15 protein-coding genes and 1 tRNA gene are annotated in these 14,953 nt (G+C 59.2%); 7 read left to right on the top strand and 9 right to left on the bottom strand.

Annotation, left to right across the window (positions count from 1 at the left end; translation table 11 throughout):
* Window positions 1-203: 203 nt before the first annotated feature.
* Together NW870_RS04030 and NW870_RS04025 are read right to left on the bottom strand one after the other, a co-directional pair.
* Window positions 204-276, bottom strand: a tRNA-Thr gene (locus tag NW870_RS04030).
* A gap of 82 nt (window positions 277-358) precedes the next feature.
* Complete coding sequence (locus NW870_RS04025) at window positions 359-1,969, bottom strand: apolipoprotein N-acyltransferase (RefSeq protein ID WP_414374013.1); 1,611 nt, start codon at window positions 1,967-1,969, stop codon at window positions 359-361.
* Window positions 1,970-2,192: 223 nt separating this feature from the next.
* On the opposite strand from NW870_RS04025, the gene NW870_RS04020 reads away from it, so the two are divergent.
* On the top strand, window positions 2,193-2,729 hold the full coding sequence (locus tag NW870_RS04020) for an HNH endonuclease (RefSeq protein WP_414355844.1): 537 nt from the start codon (window positions 2,193-2,195) through the stop codon (window positions 2,727-2,729).
* A gap of 9 nt (window positions 2,730-2,738) precedes the next feature.
* Here NW870_RS04020 and NW870_RS04015 read toward each other — a convergent pair whose 3' ends face one another.
* Both NW870_RS04015 and cysC read right to left on the bottom strand, forming a co-directional pair.
* Window positions 2,739-3,674 carry an alpha/beta fold hydrolase gene (locus NW870_RS04015; RefSeq protein ID WP_414355845.1) on the bottom strand — a complete coding sequence of 312 codons (936 nt, stop codon included), beginning with the start codon at window positions 3,672-3,674 and terminating at the stop codon, window positions 2,739-2,741.
* A gap of 96 nt (window positions 3,675-3,770) precedes the next feature.
* Complete coding sequence (gene cysC, locus NW870_RS04010) at window positions 3,771-4,298, bottom strand: adenylyl-sulfate kinase (RefSeq protein WP_414355885.1); 528 nt, start codon at window positions 4,296-4,298, stop codon at window positions 3,771-3,773.
* 135 nt (window positions 4,299-4,433) lie between these two features.
* Here cysC and NW870_RS04005 point away from each other — a divergent pair, with 135 nt between their 5' ends.
* On the top strand, window positions 4,434-5,699 hold the full coding sequence (locus tag NW870_RS04005) for an aspartate aminotransferase family protein (RefSeq protein ID WP_414355846.1): 1,266 nt from the start codon (window positions 4,434-4,436) through the stop codon (window positions 5,697-5,699).
* On the opposite strand, the gene NW870_RS04000 is transcribed toward NW870_RS04005, so the two are convergent.
* A complete protein-coding gene (locus tag NW870_RS04000; protein ID WP_414355847.1) occupies window positions 5,696-6,112 on the bottom strand; it encodes a hypothetical protein in 417 nt (138 codons plus the stop codon). The two genes, NW870_RS04005 and NW870_RS04000, sit on opposite strands and share 4 nt — an antisense overlap.
* A 174-nt stretch (window positions 6,113-6,286) precedes the next feature.
* Here NW870_RS04000 and NW870_RS03995 point away from each other — a divergent pair, with 174 nt between their 5' ends.
* The 3 genes from NW870_RS03995 to NW870_RS03985 all read left to right on the top strand — a co-directional run bounded on the left by NW870_RS03995 (window position 6,287) and on the right by NW870_RS03985 (window position 8,646).
* On the top strand, window positions 6,287-7,111 hold the full coding sequence (locus tag NW870_RS03995; RefSeq protein WP_414355886.1) for a creatininase family protein: 825 nt from the start codon (window positions 6,287-6,289) through the stop codon (window positions 7,109-7,111).
* A 174-nt stretch (window positions 7,112-7,285) separates the two neighbouring features.
* Window positions 7,286-7,948: a Uma2 family endonuclease gene (locus tag NW870_RS03990; RefSeq protein WP_414355848.1), complete on the top strand. Its 663-nt coding sequence runs from the start codon at window positions 7,286-7,288 to the stop codon at window positions 7,946-7,948.
* Window positions 7,949-7,962: 14 nt separating this feature from the next.
* Complete coding sequence (locus NW870_RS03985) at window positions 7,963-8,646, top strand: Uma2 family endonuclease (protein ID WP_414355849.1); 684 nt, start codon at window positions 7,963-7,965, stop codon at window positions 8,644-8,646.
* Window positions 8,647-8,907: 261 nt separating this feature from the next.
* Here the strand turns inward: NW870_RS03985 and NW870_RS03980 are convergent, their stop codons facing one another.
* Complete coding sequence (locus tag NW870_RS03980) at window positions 8,908-9,546, bottom strand: Crp/Fnr family transcriptional regulator (protein ID WP_414355850.1); 639 nt, start codon at window positions 9,544-9,546, stop codon at window positions 8,908-8,910.
* 306 nt (window positions 9,547-9,852) lie between these two features.
* Between NW870_RS03980 and atpC the strand changes: the two genes are divergently transcribed.
* Window positions 9,853-10,260, top strand: coding sequence for an ATP synthase F1 subunit epsilon (atpC, locus tag NW870_RS03975; protein WP_414355851.1), 408 nt, complete (start codon window positions 9,853-9,855; stop codon window positions 10,258-10,260).
* 160 nt (window positions 10,261-10,420) lie between these two features.
* On the top strand, window positions 10,421-10,927 hold the full coding sequence (locus tag NW870_RS03970; RefSeq protein WP_414355852.1) for a heavy metal-responsive transcriptional regulator: 507 nt from the start codon (window positions 10,421-10,423) through the stop codon (window positions 10,925-10,927).
* Here NW870_RS03970 and glmS read toward each other — a convergent pair.
* From glmS to NW870_RS03955, 3 genes are all read right to left on the bottom strand, one after another.
* Entirely contained in the window at window positions 10,888-12,735 is a 1,848-nt protein-coding gene (gene glmS, locus NW870_RS03965) for a glutamine--fructose-6-phosphate transaminase (isomerizing) (protein ID WP_414374011.1), read from the bottom strand. The two genes, NW870_RS03970 and glmS, sit on opposite strands and share 40 nt — an antisense overlap.
* A 134-nt stretch (window positions 12,736-12,869) precedes the next feature.
* On the bottom strand, window positions 12,870-14,093 hold the full coding sequence (locus tag NW870_RS03960; RefSeq protein ID WP_414374010.1) for an MlaD family protein: 1,224 nt from the start codon (window positions 14,091-14,093) through the stop codon (window positions 12,870-12,872).
* On the bottom strand, window positions 14,093-14,899 hold the full coding sequence (locus tag NW870_RS03955; RefSeq protein WP_414329809.1) for an ABC transporter ATP-binding protein: 807 nt from the start codon (window positions 14,897-14,899) through the stop codon (window positions 14,093-14,095). The genes NW870_RS03960 and NW870_RS03955 overlap by 1 nt, the downstream gene beginning before the upstream one ends.
* Window positions 14,900-14,953 lie beyond the last annotated feature (54 nt).

Below are 14,953 nucleotides of genomic sequence, written 5' to 3'. Positions count from 1 at the left end.
ATCTAAAAAAACCAACTTCATCCTCTTTCCTCTATAAATTATTCTCTCTATCCTAACATAAGATCAACACGACCTAGGCTAAAACGGCTATAACTGCTGCTATAGCAATCAAGAGTTAATCAGTGAAAACAAAATCAACAATAGTGGGCGAGCAATGAATTAGAGCAGGAGTGTGAGGGACTCCAAGGTGTTCAATTCCAGAAAGCTGATGATCGGACTCGAACCGACGACCTGCTCATTACGAGTGAGCTGCTCTACCAACTGAGCTACATCAGCAACGGTTGATTCGATAGGGGAACCCGCCGCTCCGGAGCAAGCAATCCCAATCTTGATCCTGGGCAGGTTTACTGATCCTAACTCATCCTTGCCTCACTCGGGATCCCCAACGCCATAGCCCCAAAGACAGCCCCAACGTTAGCCACGCCAGCCAATCCCCTGCGCGATTGTAGAAAGTTGTCTCAGAGCGCCGCCTCACCTCTCCCGTGATCACCCCCCGCTGAAAGATGGGGCCGACCTGCTGGAGCCGACCTGAGGGATCCACCACCAAATTGCCGCCGGTGTTGTTGACAAACACCACGCTACGCCGATTTTCCACAGCCCGAAAAACCGAGAGTTTGCCATGCAGCATCGGCCAGTGGCTATTACCAAACCAGCTATCATCCGAAATTACGATCAAAGACTCGGCACCGCGACGAGTCAAAGTTCGGCTGGGCGCAGGCAACACGCTCTCCAAGCAGATCATCACCCCCAAAGGCCCGAAAAGCTCCCCCCCGGCCAAAGGTCGGTAGCCATCCGGCGAGGGCACATAGCGCCCCGACTCGAAATAGGGAAAGATCCACTGCTTGCCAAACCCATCCAGCAAGTTGCCCTGGGCGTCAAACAACAGGGCCGTATTAAAAAATCGCTGCTGCTCTTCCGGCAAATGGGCTGTGCGGGGATCCGGCTCTGTTGCCCCCGTAATCAAAGCGCCTTCCGGTGGCAGAATCGCTTGCATCGGCTCGATCACGTAAGGCTCTAGGCCGGTATTCAGCAGCCGTGCCCGCAGCGCCCCCTCCGGCCAAATCACCAACTGCGCCCCGGCAGCCACCCCCTGGGCAGAAAGCTGATGCAGCTCCCGGTAGCGCTCCATGCGGTAGTCCCAACTGCGATCGGCTTCCAGCCAAGCCACCTGCTGCACTGCCGCTACCCGAAAGTCAGGATCCCTGTTTTCGACGGCCAAGGCATCGAAGTAAGCCAGGCGCACGCTTCCATAAGCCAAGACCAGCCCTGTCAGCCCCAGGCCGCAGGCGAGCGTACTCCAGAAATCTCTGTTCTTGAGCATCTCACCCAAAGCGTTTCTCAGGGATCCCCTAGCCGTCTGCCACCGGCTGGAAATCTGCCTGGCCATCTGCCAAAGAACCCCATTGACGAACACGGCAAAAAAGGTAACCCCCCAGATCCCCGTAACATCGGCTACTTGGATCCCGAGGGGCCAGTCGAACAGCAAGGATCCCCAGTGGAAAGGGATGGGCCACCAGAGCAAGCCCAACAGCCCATCCAAGCCTGTCCAGACCGTGGCCAAGCCCAGCGGACGTGCCCAAGCCGGCAGGGGGCGGCTCAGCTCCAAACTGAGGAGCGTAGCGGTGGTGAAAAAGAGGGGGATCAGGGGAGCCACCACCACGCCCCCTAGGATCTCCCAGGCGCTCAACACCTCAACCGAGAAGGGATCCACCCAGAAGGCGTACAGGCACACCCAAAACCAGAGGCCATAGGCCAAACGCCACCGCGCCCACCCTTGCCGTTGTTCGCACAGGTCAAACAGCGGGGCTAGGCCCAGCAGCGCCCCCGGAAACCAGTGCCACCAGCGGTTGGGGGACCCCAGACAGAGCAGCAGGATGGCTAGACCCATCAGCCAGCGGGATCCCTCGCCTGGGTTTCTCTTTTGGGGCAGATCCTGCCGTTGAGTTGAAGATTTCAGTTCCAGCTTCATCACCTCAATAAAATTCAGCCTCTTCGGGAAACCCCACGGGGATTGAACACGCCCCTGCCGACGGATCCTCTCCAGAGTAGCGCCCTTGCAGCAGCCGCAACTATCTCCTGGAGCACAGGGCTCCTACTGCCCGAATCTGAAGCTGTGTTAACATTTTGCATAACTTCAGGGGGCTGGTGCCTCCCGGCTTGGGTTAGGGATCCCGTCAGCGGTGCGTAGCACTATGGGCAAAGTTTTGGTTTTGAATGCCTCCTACGAGCCGCTCAACATCACCAGTTGGCGCAGGGCGGTCGTTCTTTTGCTCAAGGGCAAGGCCGAGCAAATTGAGCACAATGGCCGAGTGGTGTACGGCAACATTCCTTTGCCCACCGTCATTCGCCTGCGCCACTATGTCCACGTTCCCCATAAGGAGATCCCGCTCACGCGCCGCAACGTCCTCTACCGGGATGGGCACCGTTGTCAGTACTGCGGCTGCTTCGGCGAAGATCTCACCCTGGATCACGTGATCCCTCGCTCCCGTGGCGGCGGAGATACTTGGGAAAATGTGGTCAGTGCCTGTGTGCGCTGCAACGTGAAAAAAGGGAACCGCACCCCCCGCGAAGCCGGTATGCCCCTGTTGCGCCAACCCCGCCGTCCCCACAGCACCCTCTACTTTGAAATCTCCAAAGCCGTCGGCAGTGGTTCCCACCGAGAATGGTCTAAGTACACCATCGGCCTAGAAGGGGATCCCCAGGGGGAATCGTTGGACGACCCAAGCTAGACTGGCCGCCTAAGGATGGAGTTCTGATGCAGGGGCAGCTTTGGAAATGGGGGGAGAAGTGGTGGCCGGGATTCCTGTCTCGATCCACTGGTGGATCAGGGCATTGACCTGTTCTGGACGCTCATCGTGGGGGCAGTGGCCAGCCTCCAGGAAGTATTCCATCGCTTGAGGGTAGTGGGCCCGGTAGAGCTTAGAGCGTTCCCGCGCCCGCATCCAGGGATCCCGCTCTCCCCAGATCAACAACAGCGGGCGCACCAGGCTGCGCAGCAGCTCATCTACATAGCGTCCCTTCTGGCCGCCTCGCATCAAGGCCACAAACACATCGGCAGCACCCGGATCCTGGGTGGGGCGATGAATGTCCTCGACCAGCTGATCGGTCACGGCTGCCGGGTCGTAGTAAACCTGCTTCAGCTTGGCTCGGATCACGTGCGGCTGCCGCAAATACTGAAACAGCAGGTAAGACACCAGGCGCTGGCGCAGGCCCCAGCCCACCAATCCGCCTATCCATTGCCGCCATCCGGTCGGGGATCCCTTGAGCGTGGAAAACCCACCTGCCCCATTCAAAAGCACCACGCCCCGCACCCACTCCGGCCACTCCGCCGCAAAACTGAGCACCACATAGCCGCCCAGGGAGTTGCCGATCCCCACCACAGGCCGACGGATTACCTGTTGGCAAAAGTCCCGCAGTTGATCCCGCCAGATTTCGGTGCGGTAGTCCCAGTTGGGCTTGGCAGAGCGACCGAAACCCAGCAAATCAATGGCATACACCTGATAATGTTGAGCCAATTCGGGAATGTTCTTGCGCCAGTGGTCGGTAGAGGCCCCAAAGCCGTGTACCAGAAGCAGAGGCTGCCCCTGCTCACCCTGTTTGACGTAATGAACTGACTGCCCTCGCCAGATCCACCGCGCCGAAATGGGAGTGGCCGATACCGATGTCGAAGCCATAGGAGTTGCTTGTAAGCCTTTCTTAATTCTAGGTTCTTTGCAGCTACTCCGGGGGGAAGCCCACCCTCTACGGGCAACGTAAGAGCAGTGGGCCTGTTAGACATAACCTCTGCTTTTTAGGCTTTGTATCACCAGGTCAATACATTCGGAGATGCTTTGCTCGGCAGTTTTGCACACCACCTCCGGCTGTTCCGGCGGCTCGTAGGGATCGTCGATGCCGGTAAAGTTCTGGATTAAGCCTGCCCGCGCCTTTCGATAGAGGCCCTTCACATCCCGGCGTTCGCACACCTCCAAAGGGGCATCCACAAAGACCTCGATGAAGCTGCCAATATATCGCCGTACCTCCTGCCGCACCGCCCGATAAGGGGAAATAGCCGACACCAGCACAATCACCCCGTGCCGAGTCAGCATCTCCGCCACAAAGCCGATGCGGCGAATGTTCTCCTCCCGATCCACTTTGCTGAAGCCCAGACCCTTGGTGAGATGTTGCCGCACCAGGTCCCCATCGAGCACTTCCACCGGCAGCCCCCAAGCGCGCAACTGCTGGGCCACGCCGCAGCTCAGGGTGGTTTTGCCCGCCCCGCTCAATCCCGTAAACCAGACCGTTACCCCCCGCCGCGACATCGGTTCGTAGAGATCCCTGAATCTTTGGCCCCGCCAGAATATCATCTCCAAAGCAGGGTGGTACACTCGAAACACGGCTTGCGTCAGCCCCAAAGCGCTCCGCGCCGCCAACACGACAGCAATCTTTTACCGGCCATGTCTCCTCTAACTTCGCCTCTTGCCAGTGCCCCCTCGGGATCCCCGACAACTGCCGAGCTGTTTGCCGAGCATGTGATGGCCACCTATGGGCGCTATCCCCTGACCTTGGTGCGCGGGCAGGGGTGTCGAGTTTGGGATGAGCAGGGGCGGGAGTACCTGGATTTTGTGGCCGGCATTGCTACCTGTACTCTGGGGCATGCCCACCCGGTGTGGATTCAGGCGCTCACCGAGCAGGCGCAACAGTTGCATCATGTTTCCAACCTTTACTACAACCAGCCGCAGGCGCAACTGGCCCAATGGCTGACCCAGCACTCCTGTGCCGACAAAGTGTTTTTCTGCAACTCAGGGGCGGAAGCCAATGAAGGAGCCATCAAGCTGGCCCGCAAGTATGCCCACGCGGTGCGCGGGATCTCAGATCCGGTGATCCTCACCGCCCATGCCAGCTTCCATGGCCGCACCCTGGCCACCGTTACCGCCACCGGCCAGCCGAAATACCAGAAAGACTTTGCCCCTCTGGTGCCCGGCTTTGATTACGTTCCCTACAATGACATCGAGGGCACAGCAGCAGTGTTGGATCGCTGGGGCGAGCGGGTGTGTGCCGTGCTGTTGGAGCCGTTGCAGGGGGAAGGGGGGGTTGTCCCGGGGGATCCCGCCTATTTTCAATGGTTGCGCCGGATCTGCAGCGAGCGGGGCGTTCTGCTGATGTTGGATGAGGTGCAGGTGGGCATGGGCCGTACCGGCATGCTGTGGGGCCACTGTAACCTGGGGGTGGAGCCGGATGTGTTCACCTTGGCCAAGGGCCTGGCCGGTGGGATCCCCATCGGGGCCTTGTTGGCGAAAGACTTTTGCGCCGTGTTTCAGCCGGGGGATCACGCCAGCACCTTTGGGGGCAACCCCTTGGCTTGTGCGGTGGGTCTGGCGGTTTGCCGCACGCTGATGTCAGAGAGTTTGGTTTGGAATGCCCAGCAGACGGGGATGTATCTGCGTCAGGGGCTGTCCCGCCTGGCGGAGCAGTTTCCACAGCTCGTTGAGCAAGTGCGGGGCTGGGGCCTGATTCAGGGTTTGGTGGTGCGCATCCCGGCGGCTGAAGCGGTCAAGGCGGCGATGGACTGCGGGCTGTTGTTGGTGCCGGCAGGATCCCAGGTGGTGCGCTTGGTGCCCCCCTTGATCGTCACCCCGGCGGAAATCGACGAGGCTCTGGTGATGTTGGAATCGGCTTTGCAGAGGTTGGCCGCCTCCCTTGGCCATTCCGGGGAAGCCTAGCCTCGCCAAACTTGTCGCAGAAAGGCCTGCAACTGCTGTCGGGCAGAGGGCTCGTGGGGAGCGGGATCCCTTGCCTGCTCCAAAAGGGGCAACACCTCCTCCGCATAGGCCGGGACAAAGCCGGCAGCAGGCCAGAGCAAATCCGAGGTGGCCCGCAGGTTCAAGACTTGGGATCCCTGCCTGAGCAAGAGAGGTCGCACCCAGAGCAATGCTGGGGATCCCGCCGCAAGATTGTGGAGAGAAGCCTGAATCAGCTCCACATAGAGGGTGGCTTGCGGCCCTGGCAGGGCGAGGATGGGACGGGGTGAGGGTGGAGTGCTGCCCACCTCCACCGGGGCAGGCAAAGGGCGGCTTCTGGAAGGGATATTCTCCACAGAGCCACATCGGGCGGGCAAACGAGGCAACAGGGTCATGCAATCGTTAACTGAAGACGATATGGACTGTACTGATCCTAATCGATGGCCTCCTTACTTTTCTTTGGCAGGCGGGTTGGCCGGGGATCCCGTCTTTGCGGACATTTCGTGAACCCGATCTTGTGGCATGGTGCTAGGTAGCTTTCTGATCAGACTTGGACGGATCCCGCCATGATGCACACTTTTGTCCCGCCCCACCGCTTTTTCCCCTACCTGACCTGGACAGAGATCCAGGCCATGCCCGATAAAGAGAACGTGGTGATCATCCAGCCGGTTGCCTCGATTGAGCAACACGGGCCCCACCTGCCCCTGGTGGTGGATGCCTGCATCGGCACGGCGGTCATCGGGCGCGCCATGGAGAAGCTGGAGCCTGAGATCCCGGCCTATGTTTTGCCCACCCAATGCTACGGCAAAGCCAACGAGCACTGGCATTTCCCCGGCACCATTACCCTCTCGGCCCAAACCCTGATGGCGGTGCTGACGGAAGTGGCAGAGAGCATCTACCGAGCTGGGTTTCGCAAGCTGGTATTCCTCAATTCCCACGGCGGCCAGCCACAGGTGCTGGAGATTGTCGCCCGCGATCTTCACCAGAAGTATGAAGATTTCATGCTGTTCCCGGTGTCCGTCTGGCGGGTTCCCCACGAAGGGCGAGAGCTGTTTACCGAGAAAGAGCGGGAATTGGGTATTCACGCCGGCGATGGGGAGACCAGTATGCTGATGCACCTTTTGCCCGATACGGTGCGAACCGACCGATTGGTCTGCGAATATCCCCACGATCTGCCGGAAAACAGCTTGCTCAGCATGGAAGGGCGGATCCCTTTCGCTTGGGCAACTCGCGACCTCACCCAGAGCGGAGTTTTGGGCGATGCCACTGCCGCCACGCCGGAGAAAGGCAAAGTTTTGGTGGAGTCCATGTCCGATAGCTGGGTGCGGCTGATCCGAGATCTGCACAGGTTCCAGCAGCCCAAGGCTTGGCGCAAAGCCCCGCTGCCGGTCTAGGGATCCAGGCAAAGGTCTGTGGTTCATTGCCCTATAGACCTACGGCCTGCTTTGTGAAAGGCTTTCGCCAAAACTGGCTGGCCATTGAAACCATTAGGATTGAAGAGAAGAGATGAACTCCCCCATCTCATTTTTGCTAAGGGGTGATAGAGCTACGCTTCGCCAGTGCGACCAATGACCCTTTCCTTAAAACCGGCCACCCAACCCATCCTTGAGCGCCACAGCGCCACCTGGCAAGACTACGTGGCCATCCGCGACCATCCCGCTGTGGATTGGCAGAAACTTTCCTTTTATCAGGGCTGGTTGTGGGTCAACATGGGCAAAGAAGGGCCAGAGCATGCCTCCGTCAGCGATTTCATCACCATCGTCTTTGGTTTTTGGGCCTTTCTCCACCCCGATGTCCCCTTGCAGTCTTGTGGTCGCTGTCTGATCGAACGCCCCGAGACCCATGCCTGCGCCCCCGATCTGGTGCTCTACAAAGGCGATAACATCCCCAAGTACCAGCCCGGTGAACCGCGGCGGATTGATCTGCGCTACCAACGGGCGCCTGACTTGGTGGGCGAAATTGCCGATACTACCCTCAGCATTGATCTGGATGAGCAAAAGCAACTTTACGCCAGCTTGGGTATTCCCGAGTATTGGGTGATAGACGTCAAAGGGCGCCGCGTCTTTGCCTTTGGGCTAGCTGAGGGGGGCCAGTATCGGGCCATTGCCCAGTCACAGGTGCTCTCAGGTCTGAAGATAGACCTTCTCGAGCAAGCCCTGGAGCGGCTGGCCGAGGAGACCAACACCGCTGCTGCCAACTGGCTCCTCCAACAGTTGCAAAGCCGGGCTTAAGAACCAAGATTGATATGACTGTCATCTCCCTAAAAACCTCAACCCCCCCTATCCTCGAGCGCCACAGCGCCACCTGGCAGGACTACGTGGCTATCCGCGACCATCCCGCTGTGGATTGGCAGAAACTTTCCTTTTATCAGGGCTGGTTGTGGGTCAACATGGGCAAAGAAGGGCCAGAGCATGCCTCCGTCAGCGATTTCATGACGGCAATTTTTTTCGCATGGACCTTTCTCCACCCCGATGTCCCCTTGCAGTCTTATGGTCGCTGTCTGATCGAACGCCCCGAGACCCATGCTTGTGCCCCCGATCTGGTGCTCTACAAAGGCGATAACATCCCCAAGTACCAGTCCGGTGAACCGCGGCGGATTGATCTGCGCTACCAACGAGCGCCTGACTTGGTGGGCGAAATTGCCGATACTACCCTCAGCATTGACCTGGATGAGCAAAAGCAACTTTACGCCAGCTTGGGTATTCCCGAGTATTGGGTGATAGACGTCAAAGGGCGCCGCGTCTTTGCCTTTGGGCTAGCTGAGGGGGGGCGTTATAGGGCAATCTCCCAGTCACAGGTGCTGACAGGCTTAGAAATGCTGACAGGCTTAGAAATAGCTCTTCTTGAACAAGCCCTGGAACGACTTGCCACCCAAACCAACACTGCTGCTGCTAGCTGGCTCATCCAACAGTTACAAGGCCATGCTTGAGGCTGCCACTGATGAAGATTCCAGTCGAAGAACTAGGGATAAACCTTGATTTCGATTCAAACTAGGGCACTACACCCACACCCAAAACATTGGTCGCGTCAGCGTTGCGGAGCAATAATGCACGCGGCCAAAGTCTTTTCTCAATGGCCCAGGCATCTCACTCTAACCTGCAACGACTACAACTCCGAACAAAAAACTGCCAGCTTTTAGCCATGCCCTAGAAGCAGATCTTATTCAGCTTCTACTGGCTTTCTACTAGCTTCACGGAGCGGGGGCGAGTTTGATAACAAGGTGACGGTTTTTGTCCACCGCAATCCAGCCCTGCTGGCGAAAACGGTTCAGGAGACGGGTAATGGTGACCCGGGTGGTGCCGATGGCATTGGCCAAGTCCTGGTGGGTAAGGCGCACCTGAATGCGAACCCCTGTCGCAACTGGGGATCCCAGCTCCCCAGCCAAAAGGGAGAGCAACTGGCGCAGCCGATCCTCCACCCGCCGCCGTCCGGCCAAGGCGAGCAATGCTTCGGTTTGGCGCAGCCGACGCACCACCTGCTTGAGCAGCCCTTGACTCAGGATCTCTGAGGCTTCCACTTCTGCTGCCGGCAGCCGCAGCACATCAACTGCCGTCAAAGCCGTGGCTTGGTAGGGATCCAACATCGTCAGCGGGGATCCCAGGGGCATGGAAGGGCCGGCAAACCCCAACAGCGCCTCACCACCGTTGGGATAGAGGGTGGTCAACTGCACCACCCCCCGACAGACGATCACCCATTCATCAGGAAACAAAGGGATAACCTGGCCGGGAGTGTAGGGGGATAAACTGCGGCTGCGGTAGAGGTCTTCCAGCAGTTGGCGCTCCCGTGTGGACAGGCCGGCAGCAAAATGGCTAGGCATCGCTTCAGGCATAGGCTGGCTCCGCTAAGAAAACTGGGCGCACCAGTCGTTGGGCTCCCCCTTGCAAACCAACAGCAATGGGCTGGCCGTCAATGCTGAGGTTGGGGCATGAGATAAGTGTTCCCGACAACACCTTAGCGCTTGCCTCCCAGTCTGAAGTAAAGGCAAGGTTATGTCCAGGTTAAGTGTGGCTGCCCCGAGAGAATAAAGACAAAAGGGGAACCAGGCAAAGCTGCAGGGATCCTAATCCGCTAGGATCGAAACCAGGGTGCTCCGCACCGTCGACGCGAAAGTGCTCAAGCTTTCAGGAGATCTGTCGTGACGCTGATGGTTCGTGTGATTACCCCCGACCGCACGGTTTGGGATGCCCCCAGCGAGGAAGTGATCCTCCCTGCCACTTCGGGCCAATTGGGCATTCTCACCGGGCACGCCCCCCTCTTAACTGCTATCGGCAATGGCGTTATGCGGGTCAAAGCCGATGGAAAGTGGTCGGCCATTGCGGTCATGGGCGGATTTGCAGAAGTCGAAAACAACGAGGTAACCGTCCTGGTTAACCGAGCCGAGCGGGGCGAAACAGTGGATAAGGCGGCGGCTCAGGCCCTCTTGGATGAAGCCAGCAAAGTTTTGAATACCAGCAGCGACAAGCAAGAGCGCTTGCAGGCCAAGTTGGATCAACAGCGGGCCAGGGCCTTGATCCAAGCTGCCGAGATGGGCAGTAAGACCTGAGGGATCTCTTGAAGCTGACTCTGTCCCGATGCAGGATCTCCAGATATAGCCCAAGCTGCAGGGAAGAGGGGGAGGTGAGGCGCAGCCAGATGGCCATTCTCCATCTTCCGAGATTGGCTTTGTTAGGCTGGAGGAATCCACAAAAGATCCAGTTGAAGGCATGTTGAATCCTGCTGCTGTCCAGGACTTGTCTGCTAGCCTGAAGATCGGCCAGGTGGCTCTAGCAGCCGGCTTGCCTGTACGCACGGTGCGCTACTACGAATCGATAGGCCTGCTGAAGCCAACGGTGGAACGGGCGGAGTCCAGCTATCGGCTGTTCGACCCTTCGGTTTTGGTTCGTCTGGCCTTTATCCGCCGCTGCCAGAGCCTGGGCCTGAGCTTAGAAGAAATCCGCCAAATCCTGGATGTCCACGACCGAGGGGAGCAGCCTTGTCCAGAAATTCGCCAGCATCTGCAAGGCAAGCTGCAGGAGATTGAACAGCGAATTGCCGATCTGCAAGCGCTGAAAAGCCAAATTCAAGGTCTCCTCTCCGATTGGCAGATCCCCCCTGCGGCTGCTGATGAAAAAGAGGTGATCTGCCCGATTTTGCAAAAACCAGGGGCCGGCGGTGGCAAGAGCGACAGCCGTTACTCCACTGTTACCGACTTAGCCAAGTTGCGCGGCTGATCCACATCGGCTCCGCGGCGCAAAGCCATGGCGTAGGCGAACAACTGCAGGGGGATCACGTTCAGAACCGCCGACAACAGGGGTGTCGTGCTGGGCACCTCGATGATGTGGTCGGCTTTCTCCCGCACCTGGGTGTCTTCGGGGTTGATGAGGGCGATCACCCGTCCCCCCCGCGCCCGCACCTGTTCGATGTTGGAGAGCATTTTTTCGTAGACGGGATCCCGGGTGGCAATGCACACCACCGGCACCCGCTCGTCGATGAGGGCAATAGGGCCATGCTTCATCTCGCCTGCCGGGTAGCCTTCGGCGTGGATATAGCTCACCTCTTTCATCTTCAAGGCTCCTTCCAAGGCAATCGGGGCGTTAACCCAGCGGCCCAGGTAGAGCATGTTGGCAACATGATGGTACTGCTCCGCCAGTTGGTCGTAGAGGGCGGCGTCCTTCAGCATCAGGCTGATCTTGCCCGGCAGCTCAATCAAGGCTTGCAGGTGGGCTTGGATCTGGGCCGGGCTGAGGATCCCTTTGGCTTGGGCCAGTTGCAGGGCCAGCAAATACCCCGCCACCAACATGCCAGTAAACACTTTGGTGGAAGCCACGGCAATCTCCGGACCGGCATGGATGTAGAGAACCCCGGCATCCGCCAGACGGCTGGCCTGGGATCCGATGGCGTTGACAATCGCCAGAGTCGGGATCCCTTGGGTGCGGGCCTCGCTCATGGCTGCCAGCGTATCGACGGTTTCTCCCGACTGGGTTAGAGCCAGCAACAGGTGGTTGGGGCGCAACACCGGCTGGCGGTAGCGAAACTCAGAGGCATAGTCCACCTCCACGGGGGTACGGGCCAAGCTCTCGATGAAGTACTTGAGCACCCAGCAGGCGTGCCAGGCAGTACCACAGGCTACGGCGTGGATGTGCTCAATGTGGGCCAGTTGCCCCTCAGAAAGCGCTAGCCCCTCCAGTGTCACCCGGCCCTGTTCCAGATCCACCCGCCCCCGTAGCGTATCGGTGGTGGTGCGGGGCTGCTCAAAGATCTCCTTTTGCATGAAGTGCTTGTAGCCTCCCTTGGCGGCTGAGACGGGATCCCAGGCCACGGTGATGCTGGATTTGCGCAGCTCCTCGCCGGTAATGCGCAAGTAGCGCACTTGAGACTCCGTGAGAACCGCCATTTCCCCATCTTCTAAGAACACCACCTTGCGGGTATGGCGGACAATGGCAGGCAGATCGGAGGCGACGAAGTTTTCTCCTTCTCCCTCTCCCACCACCACGGCTCCAGCATTGCCCAAACGGGCTGCGATCAGCCGATCCGGCGCCTCCCGATCCAGAGCCACCACGGCGTTTCCCCCCCGCAGTTGCCCCATGACCTGGCCAAAGGCCGCCTCAAAGGAGCCCAGCTCTTCTGTATAGAGGCCGAGCAGTTGGGCGATCACTTCCGTATCGGTTTGGGAGCGGAATGGGATCCCCCGCTCCAAGAGGCGCTCCTTCAGCTCCAGGTAGTTTTCCACAATGCCGTTTTGGATCACCACAATGCGCCCGCGCTCGTCGCACTGGGGGTGGGCATTTTCTTCGGTCACGCCGCCGTGGGTGGCCCAGCGGGTATGTCCGATCCCTACCTTGGCGGTGGGCATGTTGGCGGTGAGCTTCACCAGCAGGTTGTGCAGCTTGCCGGTGGCGCGAACAATCCTCAATCCCTCTTCGGGATCCACCGTGGCGATGCCGGCAGAATCATAGCCCCGATACTCCAAGGTGCGCAGGCCCTCCAACAGGATGGGGGCAGCCCACTGAAAACCCACGTAGCCGACAATGCCACACATTCCTCACACCTCAACCTCAGTCGCATCAGCGTTGCGTAGCAATACAGGCAACACCTTATCCGCAAAGCCTACCCCAGGTTGGGGATCCCTTCAACGGCTTTGGCCGACGTTGTTCACCTCAGCGGGTTGCCAATTTATGGGGAAGTCTGCGGCTGCCATCCTTGGGATCCAGGGGCAACTCCCTGGGCAAAAGAGACGGGCGCAAAACGAAAGTGATACCCTTCGGCCACCGCGGGCTGGATCCCATCTTCTCCGGGCACGCTGGAGACCAAGTTGCTCAGCCCCAATACCAACTCTCGAATGCCGCGGCGAAACTGGGGATCCCCGGTCAGCTCGTCGATGTCGGCGGTGATCTTTTGCATGTTTTGAAAGGTGATGCGGGCGGAATCGAGGGTTTGGCGCAGCGTGGCCAGGGTGCCCGGATCGTTGAGGTTGGCGGCAATCTGCCGCAGATCTTCGGTGGCTTGGGCCACGTTCTCCGCAGCCGCTCGCACCTCGGCCAGGATCTGGCGCACATCGGCCTGGAGTTGCGGATCGGTAACCAGCGGGCGCACCGCGCTCGACATGGCCTGGAGATCGGCGCTCACCTGCTGAATGTTCTCCAGGGCGGCGTTAAGGGAAGTGCGGTTTTGATCCACCAGGGCGGTGAATTGATCGGCAGCCGCTTGAAAACTGCGGGCAGTTTCCCTCACAGCCCCAGCCGCGTCTTGGATGGCCGTGGCAGCGGTCGTGAATTGCGACAAGTCCAGATCTTCGGTGCGCAGGGCAGCTACTCGCTCTTCCACGGTTTTTGAGAGATCGGCCACGCTATTGGCAACGCGGGTGAGCCCCTCCAGAGTGGTGTTAAGGGTGTCGAAGAGCTCATCGTCGTTGATCCGTGTGAGCAACTGATCCAGCCGGATCAATAACTGGCCAAAATCCACTCCAGGTTTGCCCTCCACCACATCCCCATCGCAGATGATTTGACTGCTGTCGCAATCCGCTGCCAGAGGGGATCCCGTTGCCGCCTGACCCCTCCCCTGGGGCAGGATGTCCATCACCGTTTCCCCCACCAACCCCGTCTGTTTGGTAAGAAACAGGGAATCGCGGGGGATGACTAGGGGCTGATCAATGGTCACCTGTACTTCTACTTGGCTGGGTTGAGGCACAATCCGCTCCACTCGACCTATGGTTACCCCCCGCAGCCGCACGCTGGATCCCTCTGTCAGGCCGACCACGTTGGTATAGGTGACGGTAAATTGAAAGCCGCGCCTGCCAAAGCGCAGGTTGTAGATCCACAAAAACAGGCCGGCAAAGCCCAGCGCCCCCGCCAGGATCAACAGGCCCACTGCCCCTTCTCGCACTGCTCGCGAACGCATCACACCTGCCCCGCCACTTGAATCGGCCCTTCTACGCTACCGCTGAAAAACTGCCGCACAAAGGGGTTATCGCACGTTTCGATCTGCTGCACGGATCCCTCCCACTGCACCCGCCCCTGAGCCAACAGGACAATGCGGTCGGTGGCGCGGTAAATGGTGCTGTGCTGGTGGGTCACCACAATGTAGCTCTCACAGGCTTTTTTCACCTGCTGCAGCTCCCGGATGAGATCTTCAATTACCGTGGAGGCAATGGGATCCAAGCCCGCTGTGGGCTCGTCGTACAGCAGCAATTGGGGCTCATCCTGGGGCAGAGAAGGATCCTCCATAATGGCGCGGGCGAAGCTGGCCCGTTTGCGCATCCCCCCCGAGAGTTCTTCTGGCAGGTTGTGCTCTTTGCCCGCCAGTCCCACCGCCTCCAGCTTGGCGGCCACCAATTCCTGAATACGGGAGCGGGGCAACTGCGAGTGCTCGTAGAGCAAAAACCCCACGTTTTCTTCCACCGTCAGGGAGTCGAAGAGGGCGGCCTGCTGAAACACCATCCCTACTCGCAAAGGGGGAGTTGCATGATGGGCTTGAATCTCCGAGAGCGGGATCCCGCACCAGAGCACTTCTCCAGCGTCTGGCTCCGTTAGGCCGGCAATGATGCGCAGCAGCGTCGATTTCCCGGTGCCCGAAGGCCCCACCAGACCCAGGGCCTCACCCCGGTACACCTTCAGATCCACGTGGTCAAGCACCACCGTCGAGCCGAAGCGCTTGGAAACTTGGCGCAGCTCCACCAAGGGGGCAGTGCTCTGCACTGCTGGCATGCTCAGAACCTCCGCCCTCGCCAAAGGCTGGAGCCTATTTTCCGCGGCCTGCTG

Origin of the sequence: Synechococcus sp. R50.1, assembly GCF_047462115.1 — a bacterium.
Lineage (GTDB): Bacteria > Cyanobacteriota > Cyanobacteriia > Thermostichales > Thermostichaceae > Thermostichus.
Note: the sequence above shows the minus strand (reverse complement) of the source record. Positions and strands in the feature narration are given on the sequence as shown.

Bases quoted from the DNA above. Each gene is read 5' to 3' on its own strand.
- NW870_RS04025 (WP_414374013.1), bottom strand. From the start codon at position 1,969: ATGAAGCTGGAACTGAAATCTTCAACTCAACGGCAGGATCTGCCCCAA.
- NW870_RS04020 (WP_414355844.1), top strand. From the start codon at position 2,193: ATGGGCAAAGTTTTGGTTTTGAATGCCTCCTACGAGCCGCTCAACATC.
- NW870_RS04015 (WP_414355845.1), bottom strand. From the start codon at position 3,674: ATGGCTTCGACATCGGTATCGGCCACTCCCATTTCGGCGCGGTGGATC.
- cysC (WP_414355885.1), bottom strand. From the start codon at position 4,298: ATGTCGCGGCGGGGGGTAACGGTCTGGTTTACGGGATTGAGCGGGGCG.
- NW870_RS04005 (WP_414355846.1), top strand. From the start codon at position 4,434: ATGTCTCCTCTAACTTCGCCTCTTGCCAGTGCCCCCTCGGGATCCCCG.
- NW870_RS04000 (WP_414355847.1), bottom strand. From the start codon at position 6,112: ATGACCCTGTTGCCTCGTTTGCCCGCCCGATGTGGCTCTGTGGAGAAT.
- NW870_RS03995 (WP_414355886.1), top strand. From the start codon at position 6,287: ATGCACACTTTTGTCCCGCCCCACCGCTTTTTCCCCTACCTGACCTGG.
- NW870_RS03990 (WP_414355848.1), top strand. From the start codon at position 7,286: ATGACCCTTTCCTTAAAACCGGCCACCCAACCCATCCTTGAGCGCCAC.
- NW870_RS03985 (WP_414355849.1), top strand. From the start codon at position 7,963: ATGACTGTCATCTCCCTAAAAACCTCAACCCCCCCTATCCTCGAGCGC.
- NW870_RS03980 (WP_414355850.1), bottom strand. From the start codon at position 9,546: ATGCCTGAAGCGATGCCTAGCCATTTTGCTGCCGGCCTGTCCACACGG.
- NW870_RS03970 (WP_414355852.1), top strand. From the start codon at position 10,421: ATGTTGAATCCTGCTGCTGTCCAGGACTTGTCTGCTAGCCTGAAGATC.
- glmS (WP_414374011.1), bottom strand. From the start codon at position 12,735: ATGTGTGGCATTGTCGGCTACGTGGGTTTTCAGTGGGCTGCCCCCATC.
- NW870_RS03960 (WP_414374010.1), bottom strand. From the start codon at position 14,093: ATGCGTTCGCGAGCAGTGCGAGAAGGGGCAGTGGGCCTGTTGATCCTG.
- NW870_RS03955 (WP_414329809.1), bottom strand. From the start codon at position 14,899: ATGCCAGCAGTGCAGAGCACTGCCCCCTTGGTGGAGCTGCGCCAAGTT.